Genomic DNA, 12,944 nt, shown 5'->3' with positions numbered 1-12,944 from the left:
TTTGATGTTTCGAGGGAGATAAGGTTAAAATAATAACGATTAAGAATTCTTAATATTGCTATTTTTCGTAATTCAAAAAATGTATAGTTTTCATTAAAATCTCAATTCTATATTAAATGTAAAGAATAACTTAAACACCTATTTAATTTTTAACTAAATTTAACTGACTGATTCACTTTTGATTGTGCTCTTTTAGATGTTAAAGTAGAATTATTTGTCTTTCTTGGCATGATTTTTACATCTTTCAGGATAGTAAAATTTAAAAATCAGAGTTATGAAAATGTTAAAACAAGCAATCTTACTTGCTGGTATTATGACGGCAGGTGTTGTAAGTGCTCAAAGCTCACAAATGAATAATATGTTGAAAGTAGGTGCTAACGTAGGTTTAGCGGTTCCTGCTGATAACCTTTCTGCAGCTGTTGGTGTAGATGTAGCTTACCAAAACTTAATCACTCCAGGGTTTGGATTGGGTATCGCAACAGGATATACTCATTATTTTGGAAAAGATAATAACGGATACAATAATAACGATGTAGGAGTTGTGCCAGTAGGTGCTTTGATCAGAATTTATCCTAAACAAACAGGATTTTATTTTGGAACTGACTTAGGATATGGTTTTCTAGTTGGTAACGACAAAGTAGCTTCAAACAGCAATGTAGACAGACCAGATGGTGGTTTCTACATCAAGCCTGAGATCGGGTACCACAACAGAGACTGGAATTTCTTTGTACAATATCAGAAGGTATTTGCGGGAAGTAAAGGAGATCTTGCCGGGCAAGACTATAATGTGGGGAATCTTGGTCTAGGATTTTCTTACAATATACCATTAGGGAAGTAGTTAGATTTAAATATAAACAATTATTAGCCAAACCTTTTCAAATTTTTGGAAAGGTTTTTTCATTCCCTTGAGAATTTACAAAAAGTATTATTATATTTAGATAAAATTTGAGATAATGAATTTGAATCCAAAATTTCCACTTTATTTACCGGGAGTACAGAACGGTAATAATGATAATGTTTCTATTATCGGGGCAAACCTTCGTGAAGATGTTACCACTGTGGGATATTTTATCTCCGGAAACGGTGGTCTTGAAGTAAAAATCCAAAATAATTATCCTACCAAAGAATTTTCTTCGTTTTCAGATATTTTGAAGAAATTCATTCAGGAAAATAATTTGGAAAATGTAAAACGTCTGGGAATGGCGGTTCCGGGACCAGTGCTTGATGGGAGAAGTGCTCCTGCAAGGCTAGGTTGGAATCTGGAGGTAGAAGACTTTAAAAGAGATTTCGGGTTCGAAAGAGTAGAAATGCTTAATGACCTTGAAGCTTCTGCATACGGGATGGGACTTTTGGAAGATAGCGAGCTAGATCCTATCTACACAAGCGGTCACCTTGAAAAAGGAAATGTCGCAATTCTTGCACCTGGAAACGGTCTGGGAGAAGCTGGATATTTCTTCGACGGAAAATATTTAAGACCTTTTGCTACAGAAGGTGGTCACTCAGAATTTTCACCAAGAACGAATGTTGAGGTGGAATTTTATCAGTTCTTAAATAATATTTACGGAATTGTAAGCTGGGAAAACGTACTTTCAAAAACAGGTTTGTTTAATATTTACCGATTCCTGAGAGATGTGAAAAGACATCCTGAACCGGAATGGTTGGCAGATCGTTTTGCGAATGGTAATTTTGCTGAAGAATTATACAAAGCAGCGATCGAAGAAGATGTATTGATCTGTAAAATCGCGTTGGATACTTTCATCGAGTTTTTAGCAAGAGAGGCAAACAACCTTACTTTAAAGCTAAAAGCTACCGGAGGATTGTTGATTTCAGGAGATATTGCTCAGGCGATCAGAGAATATATTAATAAAGATAAATTCTACGAAAAATATAAGATCAGTGATAAAATGGAGGATATGTTGAGAAACATCCCGATTTACCTAATAAAGACAAAAAATACAGGATTGAACGGTATTGTATTATACACTGCTTATTATCAAGACTAAAGAACGGCTCCGAAGAAATTCGGAGCTTTTTATTTACTGATATTATTCATGAAAATAATTACTTTTATTGATATACATCAATGAAATCTATCAAATAAGTATAGTATTTTTGCATCATTAAACAAGGTAAATAACTTTATTCGAAATGAAAAAAATATTATTATTAGCAGTTTTAGCTGGTGGTCTGGCTTTCGGTCAATCAAAAAAAGTAGTAGCTTCTGACGTACACTGGTGGGGATACAAAGTAGCAAAATCTGAGGCTAGCTCTCACGACGGTACTGTGAAAGTAAAATCTGGTGATATGATTATGAAAGGAAACCAATTGGTTGGAGGTTCATTTGTATTAGATATGACATCTATCAACGCGACAGACCTTTCTGGTGAGTACCAAGGGAAACTAAACGGTCATCTTAAAAACGGAGATTTCTTCGAGGTGGAAAAGTTCCCGACTGCTAGTTTCAAAATTACTGGTGTAAAGAAAAACAACGATAAAGTGTATAACAGTATCGTAACAGGAGATTTAACGGTAAAAGGAAAAACAAATTCTATTTCTTTCCCTGCTAAGATTTCTTACAGCAAAGGAGTTGTGGCTTTGGTTTCAAACAAATTCTCTTTCGACAGACAGAAATTTGATGTTGCGTACAAATCTACAATGCAGGATGTTTTTGTGAAAGATGATATCGATATGCTTGTAAAAGTAACTGCTAAATAATTTAAACAAAAAAAGATTGTTAAAAGTGTAGAAGTTCTACACTTTTTTTTATTTTTGTTGAATTGTAAATAAAAAAGAATGAAAAGATTACTATTGTTTGCTATGATGTGTGTAAGCATGTCATTTGTTTTTGCTCAAAAGAAAGGGGATAAGGTGATAAAAGTGACTTCATCGGATATCAGATGGTGGGGATACAAAGTAGTGAAAACTCAGGCTTCCTCGCACTCGGGAACGGTAAAACTAAAAAGCGGGAAGTTTAATTTTGATAAAACTGTTCTTATCGATGGTGAATTTATTATAGATATGAGAAGTATTCTGGCGGGAGATGTCTCTGATGAAGATCAATTGAAACTAACAGATGATCTGAAAAGTACCAACTTTTTCGAGGTTAAAAAATTTCCTACGGCTAAATTTCACTTAACTAAAATTATTCCTTTAGCAAATAGTGAGTACAATTCTACGATTTATGGTGATATTACGATCAAAGGTGTGAGAAAAACAATCTCTTTCCCTGCGAACGCTTATATTACTCAGTTTACTGTTATTATTGAATCTGCTAAGTTCTCATTAAATAGAAGAGACTTTAAAGTATTCTATCAATCTTCATTAAAAGATTATTTCATTAAAAACGAAATGGATTTTCAGTTTAAAATTTCTACTGAAAAACTGGATAACGAAAACAGAGTTCCTGTAAAAAAGAAATAATATCAACCTTGATATAAATAATTGAGCGGCTTGTAAGTCGCTCTTTTTTTTGTTCAAAATTGTGAATTAATTTTAATTTACTATATTTGTTTTGAAGTATTTATAAAAATAGTTTTTAAAAAATATCAATTCGTAACTGTTGGGATTGGATTTTTGAAAAATTAATTAAAATAAATACAAAATGAATAAATTATTAGTAATTTTTATTGCTTCTTTTGTGGAGCTTTCGGCTCAAGTGGGAATAAACACCACGCATCCACAAGGTGTCTTAGATATAGTTTCTAACAATTCTACCATGGTAATTCCTCGCCTCGCTGATTTGTCGGCTATTACGCAGCCTGTAGAGGGAATGGTTGCCTATGATTCTACCAATAAAACAATCCGATTTTATGACGGAACCAGCTGGGGAACTTTAGTATATAGTAGGGATCAAACAAAAACCAATGAAGGAGTCTTGAAAATAAACGGAAGTGGAGCCGGAGCCGGAACAAAACCCACTTGGACGAATGTTTCTGAGAATACCCTCAAACAGGTAACTTTATCCTCACCGTTGGTTTATGCCACACCGCCTACTACAAGTTGGCCGGATAATTCTTCCACTATAGATTCTAAAGTATATGCTGGTGGAAAATTTTTAGAAAATGCAGTACGTGGGCAGGTTCATCAGTGGAGGGTGATCGTTAATTATACCAAATCCTCCAATATTTACAGTCAGGATATTACTTTTATTCTTAGAAATCCTGCTTCGGGTTTTCGGTCTGAGATCAGTGGGGTAGTACCTTCCAGTAAAACGAGTGGTATTTTGGTGTACAATTTTACTACCATTGCAGATGGAGCAAGCCTTCCTCCTCCTTTAGGCACGGGTGCGGGATATATTTTAGAGTGGGTAGCGTCGGATACTATTTCTTCATTATCTATTGATAGTATTACAAGGATATCTTTTGCAAAAAACTAAGTTTTATTGAATTTGGAAAGTGTAAAAATCTCTTTATTTGAGGTTTTTATTTTTGAAATAAAAAAACCGCTCTTTTTGGAGCGGTTAATTTGTTATGGACAAGGTGTACATTTTATAAGCTGATCAATTGGAATATTGGCTAGGGCGGGTGTATGAATGGCTTGGCATACAGCTGTACATATTAATTGTTCTACAGATGGTCCTATGTAAGGAACATTACCTATGATGCCTATTGGAATGCCACCGCCAATAGCAGGGATTAGATTAAGTGCACTTCCTGAAATTTCTTTCAATTCCTTTCTGTCTAATTTTTTTAAATTTTTCATGATATTTTATTTTTATGATTATTGTTTTGCTAAATTATTAAATATTTTAATTGAATTTGTGTTTTTAATGATTAAAATGCGTTTTATGTGATTTTATTCGTTTTTATTTTTGTAATTATTTATTAATTTATTTAAAACATATAATTAAATTAATATTGTGTTGTTTTTATCATAAATCACAAGTTTTAGATTTAATTAAGTTGTAATTGCTTTACTCTTTGACTATTACTGATAAAATGTAAAGAGTAATTCTATTTTCATGATTTTTATTATTTTAGTTCTATGAAAATTTATGTTGTAAGCGGTCTCGGTGCAGATTTTAAAGTGCTGGAAAAAATAAAATTCCCGGCGCAGTATGAAATTGTTTTTATAGACTGGCTCATTCCACAGATGAACGAGCCTTTCAATGATTACATCCAAAGAATGGCTGAGAAAATAGATGTTTCAGAGCCTTTCTGCTTGTTGGGATATTCTTTTGGAGGTATTGTGGTTCAGGAAATCAACAAAATAAGACCTGCGCAGAAAGTCATAATTCTTGGAAGTATAAAATCCGACAAAGAAAAATCGAAATTCATTAAACTTGGCGAATACACAAAAATTCCGAGGGTTTTGCCTATTGGTCTTTTCAACGATAAAGCTGCCAATATGTATTCTGTAGTGAGAAAACTGTTTGATCCTAAAAATCCTAAAATTCTACAATATTTTAGAGTAAGAGATCCTTATTATTTAAAATGGTCTGTCGAAAAAGTATCAGAATGGAAATTTGAAGAAACCCCTGAGGTGATTCAGATTTTAGGAGATCGGGATATTGTTTTTCCTATAAAATATTCAAAGCCTAATTTCGTCATAAAAGGAGGTACTCATCTTTTTCCTGCAACAAAACCTAATGAAGTATCTAAAATTTTAGGGGAGGTTTTAAAATAAATATGTTTTAAAATTAATTTTACTTAAAATTTAAGGGGTTTTAAAAATATTTTATTGTTTTTATAAAATTAATGCTTACTTTTGAGGGGGTAAACAGAAAAATTTTATGAAAGTAGGTTTGAAATGGATCGTTTCATTTAGTATTATTAGTTTGGTGGCAATAGGAGGGTTATTTTGGAGCCCGATTGTTGATTTTCCAAATACCGGAGAATTCCTGAGTGAAGATAAGATTGTAGGAGCAGATGTTGCATGGATTTTGGCGGCTGCCGGATTGGTTTTGCTAATGACACCCGGTCTTTCATTCTTTTATGGTGGAATGGTCGGTAAGAAAAACGTGATTTCAACCATGCTTCAAAGCTTTATTGCATTAGGAGTTATTTCAATTTTATGGGTAGTCATTGGTTTTTCTCTGTCTTTCGGAGATTCTATCGGATTTACCTTAAATGGCGAACATTACGGTATTATAGGAAATCCTTTAAGCTATCCTTTTTTCAGCCGAGTTGGGGTTTTGCCACATAAGCAGATGGCATCCACGATTCCTTTTGTGTTGTTTGCTTTGTTTCAAATGAAATTTGCTGTAATCACACCCGCGTTAATTACCGGTTCTTTTGCAGAAAGGGTTCGTTTTGTATCCTATCTTTTATTCATGGTGCTTTTTAGTCTTTTTATTTATACACCGCTTTGCCACATGGTTTGGCATCCGGAAGGTCTTCTAAATAAATTTTTCGGAGTTAAAGATTTCGCAGGCGGAACCGTTGTTCACATGAGTGCAGGATTTGCCGCTTTGGCAGGTGCTTTAGTGGTCGGAAACAGAAAAAATCCTCATCACGAGCCTTCCAATATTTCTTATGTAATGTTAGGGACGGGAATGCTTTGGTTCGGATGGTTCGGTTTTAATGCAGGTTCTGCGTTAAGTGCCAATGCAACGGCTGCGATGGCGTTTGGAACAACTACAATTGCTTCGGGATCTGCGATGATGACCTGGATCTTTTTTGACCGAATTAATAAGCGTAAAGTTTCCGCATTAGGAGCTTGTATTGGTGCGGTAGTCGGTTTAGTTGCTATTACGCCAGGATGCGGATTTGTCTCTATTCCTGAAAGTATTTTTATCGGATTTATTTCTGCGATTGTTTCAAATATCATGGTGAATTGGAAAGCGTTGAAGAAAATTGATGATACCTTAGATGTTTTTGCTTGTCACGGCGTTGGCGGAATTATGGGAATGATCTTAACGGCCATTTTTGCTCACGGTGAAAATGCAAGTTTACTTCACGGCGGTTGGGAAGTGTTTGCCCATCACATGATGGCATTGGTTCTTGTTTCTTTATTTGCGTTTTTCGGTTCATTAATTTTATATAAAATCACAAATAATATTATCACATTAAGGGTTTCGGAAGAATCTGAGAAAATGGGACTTGATATTTCTCAGCACGAAGAAAGCCTTTGTTAAAAAGAATTGTGAGGTTTAAGTTAGACTTAAATAAATTCACAATTTACATAAAATAGTTTATCTACAGTGTTCATATAGTTTTAATTTGAAGCCAAAGATTGTCACGATCTTTGGCTTTTTGTTTTAAATTATTTTGGTCTAATTATAAATAGGTAGTACTTTTTAGCAAAGTTTTCTTCCCATACAGATTACAATTTTTTTATCCGATTAAACCTTTATCTTTGTTTTTTGTGGAAATGAAAATCAATTATGGAATCAATATCGGTTTTTGAGATTATAAAAGTAGGCATAGGCCCGTCTAGTTCGCATACAATGGGGCCTTGGAATGCAGCATCTGCGTTTATCAGAATTATTAAAAGAGAAAGATCAATAGATGAGGTGAAGGAAGTTTTCTTGGAATTCTTCGGTTCACTGGCAAAAACGGGGATCGGGCATGGGACAGATATTGCCGGAATGCTGGGTTTAAATGGTGAAGATTTTAAAACAATCGATACAACAAAAATTGATGAGAAGATAGAATATATTAAAACTTCTCAGATTCTAAATCTGGGTGGTGAAAAAGAAATTCCTTTTATTTACGGGCATCATTTGGTATTGAATATGTCTAAATCTTTAGACTATCATCCCAACGGAATGATCTTTAAAGCTATTTTTGAAGACGGAACTGAGCTTGTTCAGGATTTTTATTCTGTGGGTGGCGGTTTTATCATGAGTCAGGAAAAAAAATCGATTGATAAGCACTGTGTCCGTACTTTATATCCTTGTCACAAATCTTCAGACATCGTAAAATACTGTCAGAAATTAGGATTAAATAAAATTTCAGATTTAATTTTAATGAATGAAGAAAGCTGGCGATCTCAGGAGGAAACAAGAGCAGAAGCGCTTTATATTTGGCAGCAAATTAAAGAATGTATTTACAAAGGCGTAAACAAGGAAGGTATTCTTCCAGGCGGATTGAATGTTACGAGAAGAGCAGCCGGAATCAACAGGAAATTATTAGGAGATAAAATCTATAAAAATAAAGATGAATGGTTTCAGCAGGTGATTGATGCCGAAGAAAATTTTACCAATATCAATAAATGGATTGCATGTTTTGCATTGGCGGTAAATGAAGAAAACGCAAGCTTCGGAAGGATTATCACGGCTCCCACTAATGGGGCAAGTGGTGTAATTCCTGCGGTATTAATGTATTCTCAGGCTTTTACAGATTTCATAAGCGATGATGATATTGTACGATTTTTATTGGTTGCAGGCGAAATCGGAACTTTATTTAAGAAAAATGCAACCATTTCTGCAGCAATGGGCGGTTGTCAGGCAGAAGTAGGCGTTTCTTCAGCGATGGCGGCAGCAGGTTTGACAGAAATTCTTGGCGGAAGCGTTGGTCAGGTCTTGATGGCAGCAGAAATTGCGATGGAGCATCATTTAGGATTAACTTGTGATCCGATCAAAGGTCTAGTCCAAATTCCATGTATCGAAAGAAATACAATGGGAGCAATAAAAGCGATTACTGCGGCAAATATTGCCTTGGAAAGTGATCCTGCAAAAGCAAAAGTGACTTTGGATGAGGTGATTCAAACGATGTGGGAGACAGCACTTTCGATGAGCGATCGATTTAAAGAAACTTCAGAAGGCGGTCTCGCAATTGCGGTGAATGTGCCGGAATGCTAGAATACGAGTGATAAGTAATTGGTAATAAGTAATGTTTTACGACCGCTAATTCTAATTATAACTAAAAAAAAGACTTAGGAAACTGAAGCGTAAAGAAAATAAATTCTGCGAACGTTAAGAAAATCTACTGTTTGAGCGCGAGACAAAAATTGAACCGAAGAACAAATTTCGTTATCGCGCGAGTTTTAGAATTTTTAGAGAGCAGAATTTATTTTTAGCGAAAGTTTCCAAGTCTTGAATTTTTGTTTCTTTTGTTTCAAGACAAAAGAAAATTATTTATTTATCCAAAATCCCTCTGATCTTATTCGCATTAGAAATCAACTCTCCCAAATATTCAAAATTTTCTTTTTCCAAAGCAGATTTGAATTTTCTTAATTGTGAAATATGCTCATTCAAAACATCCAACACATTTTCTTTATTTTGTTTAAAGATCGGAACCCACATTTCAGGATGAGATTTTGCTAAACGAACCGTACTCGAAAAACCGGAACTCGCCAACTGAAAAATCGTATCTTCTTCACGTTCCTTTTCCAAAACAGTATTCGCCAAAGCATAAGAAGTGATATGCGAAATATGTGAAATATAAGCGGTGTGTACATCGTGATCTTCTGCATTCATGTAAATCAAATGCATATCAAGACTTTCTACAATTTTTTCAATCAATTCCAAAGCATCTTTAGCTGATTCTTCTTTGTTGCAAATAACACCTGCTTTTCCTGAAAAACTGTTTGAAATGGCAGATTTCGGACCATTATTTTCCGTTCCCCACATCGGGTGAAAAGCCACAAATCTCGATCGTTTCGGATGATCTTTTACAGCATTTACAATTCCAGCTTTTGTAGAACCTGCATCCATTACCGTTTGATTTTCAGAAATCAGATCTAAAACATTGGGTAATAATTTTCTTGCAGAATCTACCGGAATTGCTAAAATAATAAGGTCTGAATTTTTAATTCCGTACTCCAGATCTACTTTTGCATCAATTATTTTTAATTCTAAAGCTTCGTTCAGGTGCTCGTTGCTGTTATCGATTCCGTAAATGAAATCGCTAATGCCTTTTTCTCTTAATTTTAATGCGATTGAGCCGCCAATCAATCCTACACCGATAATACTTATTTTCATTTCTTTAATTTATTAAAACAAAAAACCCCGTCCGAGGACGAGGCTTTAATTTATATACATAAGAATCCTTATCCCAAATTTGAGCTAGAAATTCCGTAATAATATGTTCTGTTATTTAAAATCACAAAGCGAAGGTAGACAATTTTTTTTAATCTGAGATTAAAAAAGTGAATTTTCCTATGCAAATGAATTTTAAAAGTCAATTGGCTCTACTGTCAATTTTTTAATTGAATTTAAAAATTGACCATTGACTTGCAAAGCAAAATTGACACTTCACACAATCTATGGATTGCTGATGATTAAAGTTGATGGAATATCCGATAACCAAAGACTTTTTGTGTCGATCAGGCCTTTCCAGCTTTTTTTACTGATCAACATTAGGTGTTGTGAATTGAGGAATTCCTTTTCAATCTTTTTCTCGTTATATAAAGTGATATGATTGGGTGCCACCTGTTCAATGCTTCGGATCAATTCTTTCACCTCAATATTATTTCGGATCTGTCCTGCGACATCCAGAATGATAATTTGAGAATTGTTGTTGTTTATTAGTCGTTTAGCATATTCTAATAAATAAAAATCGCTTAAATTAAAGATTGGAACAAAAACTTTATCTGCCGACGTAAATTCCTTTTCCACTAATACTCCAACGGGAATCGTTGCTTTATCTAATACCTGAAGCGTAAGATCGTCAAAAGGTGAGGTATTGAAAATATTTCCTTTTCCTTTTACGGTATTTAATAATTTTTCAGGATTAATGATTTTTGTAGTAAATCCTAAAAGTCTTCCCAGTAAACTTCCTTCATACATCGATTTTCCAAGCATGATAAGAAGAAGATCATAATTTCCTTTATTGGTAATACTTGTCAGGTCATTTTCAACATCAGTTGATGCTTTGAAAAGGGTAGTAACTTCCAAATTCAGATCACTGGATGTTTCGATTACATTTTTAAACTGATCTTTTTCAAAATCATTGATATCAAAAGCGTGAAGTTCGTCAACAGGAGCAATGTTCATCGCGGTTATGCTTTTGTTTCCATTCATTTTATGAGTGAAATTATCAGCAAGTTTTAATAATGTACTTCCCGATTTCGGAGTTTCAAAAGACAAAAGAACTCTGTATTTTGCATCATTTTCGCTCTCATCAAACTCCTCTTCCAAAGATGATTTTTTTCCTTTAAATAGATAATTGATCAGGTCAAGACAAGGCCCTGTCATAAAGGTTGTAAACAATGCCATGATGACCAGCATCGCGAATAATTCCGGGCCTAAAACTCCAAGATCATACCCGATATTCAGAACAATAAGCTCCGTTAAACCTCTGGTATTCATCAAAGCGCCTATGGTAAGACTGTCTTTCCAGTTGATGTTCAGGAATTTTGCCGTTAATGCACTTCCTACAAATTTTCCGATAACGGCTGTTAAGATGATAAATCCTCCGATTTTCCAAAGATGCGGATCATTCAATAATCCGATTTGGGTTCTTAAACCTGTGAATACAAAGAATAACGGAAGTAATAAAACTAAAGCTACATCTTCTACTTTTTCTACAAAAAGACTTCTGAATTTTACGTTTTCGGGCATAATTGCTCCTGCCATAAAGGCTCCGAAAAGCGCATGGATCCCGATAACTTCTGTTGCGTAAGATGAAATAATCAGTATTAAAAAGAAAACAGCAACCAATGCTTTGCTGATGAATCCTTTTCCTTTTTGGGATTCGGCAATTCTATGCAAAAATGGTCTTACTGCTTTAATCATGATGAAAACATATAAAATAGCCATCAAAATAACGAAAACCGAACCTGAGAAAGAACCCGCTTTTACAATCGCAATAACGGCTGCTAAAATACACCATGCGGTAATATCATCGGCGGCCGCGCAGGTGATAACGACGGTTCCTATTTTTGTTTTATGTAAATTTCTTTCCTGAACAATTCTTGCCAATACCGGAAACGCGGTAATACTCATCGCAATAGCGATAAACAAAGCAAATGAACTGAACTGAATGCCATCTGGAGCAAACTCTTTATATAAAAAATAAGAAAGACCAACACCCAACGCAAAAGGAATAATGATACTTGCGTGACTGATGACAACAGCATCGTGTGCTTTTTTTCTTAAAACGCTCAAATCAAGCTCCATTCCGACGATATACATGAAAAGGATCAAGCCGATTTGGCTTAAAAATTGTAAATTTCCTAATGATTCTTTCGGAAAAATAAATGCGGAAAGTTCCGGAAAATACAATCCGAAAAGAGAAGGACCTAAAACGATACCCGCGATCATTTCACCAATTACAGAAGGTTGTTTCAGTTTAACACAAATCCATCCGAATAATTTGGCGACCATAATAATCGTAACGATTTGAGCCAATAAAAGTGCCAACGGATGATGAAGATTGGTTAAAAAAGAATCTGTGAAATTCTCCCACATCGTGCCGCCTGTAGTTTTGGGAGCCGGAATATTTTCTCCGATTTCCAACGTTTTTCCTTCCACAAAAAACCAATACATCAGGCATGAAAAAAATGCAATGGTACAGACGTAAAAAATAATATTTTTATATTTCCCCAAATTCATAACTCCTATATTTAAGTGTGTAAATTTCTTTATAATAAATGGTTAATAAATGTTAATTTTCTTAAAATGTAATCAATCCCACGAATAATGTAATGAAAGTCTATTTGAAAGAATATCCAAGCCCGACTCCCATTTTCCAGGCTCCGTTTTGGGTTGAAGTTTTAGAATTGTAATAAACAGGCAGTTGCAACGCGATCTTTTTGTAAACAACCGTTAATCCGGCTCCAAGATTAGGTGTAATCGGGCTATTTTTCGTGCCGTAAGATTTATCTTCTTTAATTCTGAGTGAAGGCAGCATTCCCAAGATCAGCTTTAAATCTTTGTTTTTGTAACTTATATTGGGTCCCGTAAAGTTGATGAATGCGCCATGATCTACATATCCGACAACGGCAATTCCGTCAAAAAAAGAGGCTTTAATTTTAGAATCTGTTTCCTGAGAAAAGCAAAGACCGGATATGAGAATTCCGCCAGCATAGAGAAGTTTTTTCATTATGAAATCATTTAA

General features: G+C 34.6%; 12 protein-coding genes. 8 read left to right on the top strand and 4 right to left on the bottom strand.

All coding sequences use genetic code 11. The features are described 5' to 3' along the window. Positions 1-274 precede the first annotated feature (274 nt). From ABEG63_RS06005 to ABEG63_RS05985, 5 genes are all read left to right on the top strand, one after another. Positions 275-838, top strand: a complete 564-nt coding sequence (locus ABEG63_RS06005; protein WP_267406403.1) for a hypothetical protein — start codon at positions 275-277, stop codon at positions 836-838. Positions 839-953: 115 nt separating this feature from the next. Further along, the gene (locus ABEG63_RS06000; RefSeq protein WP_267406402.1) at positions 954-2,003 is read left to right on the top strand and encodes a glucokinase; all 1,050 of its coding nucleotides are present in this window, start codon (positions 954-956) and stop codon (positions 2,001-2,003) included. A gap of 145 nt (positions 2,004-2,148) precedes the next feature. Continuing rightward, entirely contained in the window at positions 2,149-2,715 is a 567-nt protein-coding gene (locus ABEG63_RS05995; RefSeq protein WP_267406401.1) for a YceI family protein, read from the top strand. Positions 2,716-2,793: 78 nt separating this feature from the next. Then, a complete protein-coding gene (locus tag ABEG63_RS05990; RefSeq protein ID WP_267406400.1) occupies positions 2,794-3,420 on the top strand; it encodes a YceI family protein in 627 nt (208 codons plus the stop codon). A gap of 181 nt (positions 3,421-3,601) precedes the next feature. Next, a complete protein-coding gene (locus tag ABEG63_RS05985; RefSeq protein ID WP_346583743.1) occupies positions 3,602-4,375 on the top strand; it encodes a hypothetical protein in 774 nt (257 codons plus the stop codon). Positions 4,376-4,467: 92 nt separating this feature from the next. On the opposite strand, the gene ABEG63_RS05980 is transcribed toward ABEG63_RS05985, so the two are convergent. Next, positions 4,468-4,701 (bottom strand): hypothetical protein, encoded by a 234-nt coding sequence (locus ABEG63_RS05980; protein WP_267406397.1) that lies wholly within the window; start codon positions 4,699-4,701, stop codon positions 4,468-4,470. Positions 4,702-4,983: 282 nt separating this feature from the next. On the opposite strand from ABEG63_RS05980, the gene ABEG63_RS05975 reads away from it, so the two are divergent. The 3 genes from ABEG63_RS05975 (at position 4,984) to ABEG63_RS05965 (ending at position 8,743) form a co-directional block, all read left to right on the top strand. Beyond that, the gene (locus tag ABEG63_RS05975) at positions 4,984-5,625 is read left to right on the top strand and encodes an alpha/beta hydrolase (RefSeq protein ID WP_346583741.1); all 642 of its coding nucleotides are present in this window, start codon (positions 4,984-4,986) and stop codon (positions 5,623-5,625) included. Between the two features lie 106 nt (positions 5,626-5,731). Continuing rightward, positions 5,732-7,075, top strand: a complete 1,344-nt coding sequence (locus tag ABEG63_RS05970) for an ammonium transporter (protein ID WP_267406395.1) — start codon at positions 5,732-5,734, stop codon at positions 7,073-7,075. Between the two features lie 249 nt (positions 7,076-7,324). After that, the gene (locus ABEG63_RS05965; RefSeq protein ID WP_346583738.1) at positions 7,325-8,743 is read left to right on the top strand and encodes an L-serine ammonia-lyase; all 1,419 of its coding nucleotides are present in this window, start codon (positions 7,325-7,327) and stop codon (positions 8,741-8,743) included. Between the two features lie 276 nt (positions 8,744-9,019). On the opposite strand, the gene ABEG63_RS05960 is transcribed toward ABEG63_RS05965, so the two are convergent. The 3 genes from ABEG63_RS05960 to ABEG63_RS05950 all read right to left on the bottom strand — a co-directional run bounded on the left by ABEG63_RS05960 (position 9,020) and on the right by ABEG63_RS05950 (position 12,929). Next, on the bottom strand, positions 9,020-9,865 hold the full coding sequence (locus ABEG63_RS05960; protein WP_267406393.1) for a prephenate dehydrogenase: 846 nt from the start codon (positions 9,863-9,865) through the stop codon (positions 9,020-9,022). Between the two features lie 282 nt (positions 9,866-10,147). Further along, a complete protein-coding gene (locus ABEG63_RS05955) occupies positions 10,148-12,439 on the bottom strand; it encodes a cation:proton antiporter (RefSeq protein WP_346583734.1) in 2,292 nt (763 codons plus the stop codon). A 100-nt stretch (positions 12,440-12,539) separates the two neighbouring features. Further along, positions 12,540-12,929 carry a hypothetical protein gene (locus tag ABEG63_RS05950; protein WP_346583732.1) on the bottom strand — a complete coding sequence of 130 codons (390 nt, stop codon included), beginning with the start codon at positions 12,927-12,929 and terminating at the stop codon, positions 12,540-12,542. Positions 12,930-12,944 lie beyond the last annotated feature (15 nt).

It is taken from the genome of Chryseobacterium sp. C39-AII1 (assembly GCF_039672645.1).
Lineage (GTDB): Bacteria > Bacteroidota > Bacteroidia > Flavobacteriales > Weeksellaceae > Chryseobacterium.
Note: the sequence above shows the minus strand (reverse complement) of the source record. Positions and strands in the feature narration are given on the sequence as shown.

Coding starts and splice junctions, on each gene's coding strand:
- ABEG63_RS06000 (WP_267406402.1), top strand. CDS start 954: ATGAATTTGAATCCAAAATTTCCACTTTATTTACCGGGAGTACAGAAC.
- ABEG63_RS05995 (WP_267406401.1), top strand. CDS start 2,149: ATGAAAAAAATATTATTATTAGCAGTTTTAGCTGGTGGTCTGGCTTTC.
- ABEG63_RS06005 (WP_267406403.1), top strand. CDS start 275: ATGAAAATGTTAAAACAAGCAATCTTACTTGCTGGTATTATGACGGCA.
- ABEG63_RS05950 (WP_346583732.1), bottom strand. CDS start 12,929: ATGAAAAAACTTCTCTATGCTGGCGGAATTCTCATATCCGGTCTTTGC.
- ABEG63_RS05965 (WP_346583738.1), top strand. CDS start 7,325: ATGGAATCAATATCGGTTTTTGAGATTATAAAAGTAGGCATAGGCCCG.
- ABEG63_RS05975 (WP_346583741.1), top strand. CDS start 4,984: ATGAAAATTTATGTTGTAAGCGGTCTCGGTGCAGATTTTAAAGTGCTG.
- ABEG63_RS05990 (WP_267406400.1), top strand. CDS start 2,794: ATGAAAAGATTACTATTGTTTGCTATGATGTGTGTAAGCATGTCATTT.
- ABEG63_RS05985 (WP_346583743.1), top strand. CDS start 3,602: ATGAATAAATTATTAGTAATTTTTATTGCTTCTTTTGTGGAGCTTTCG.
- ABEG63_RS05970 (WP_267406395.1), top strand. CDS start 5,732: ATGAAAGTAGGTTTGAAATGGATCGTTTCATTTAGTATTATTAGTTTG.
- ABEG63_RS05980 (WP_267406397.1), bottom strand. CDS start 4,701: ATGAAAAATTTAAAAAAATTAGACAGAAAGGAATTGAAAGAAATTTCA.
- ABEG63_RS05955 (WP_346583734.1), bottom strand. CDS start 12,439: ATGAATTTGGGGAAATATAAAAATATTATTTTTTACGTCTGTACCATT.
- ABEG63_RS05960 (WP_267406393.1), bottom strand. CDS start 9,865: ATGAAAATAAGTATTATCGGTGTAGGATTGATTGGCGGCTCAATCGCA.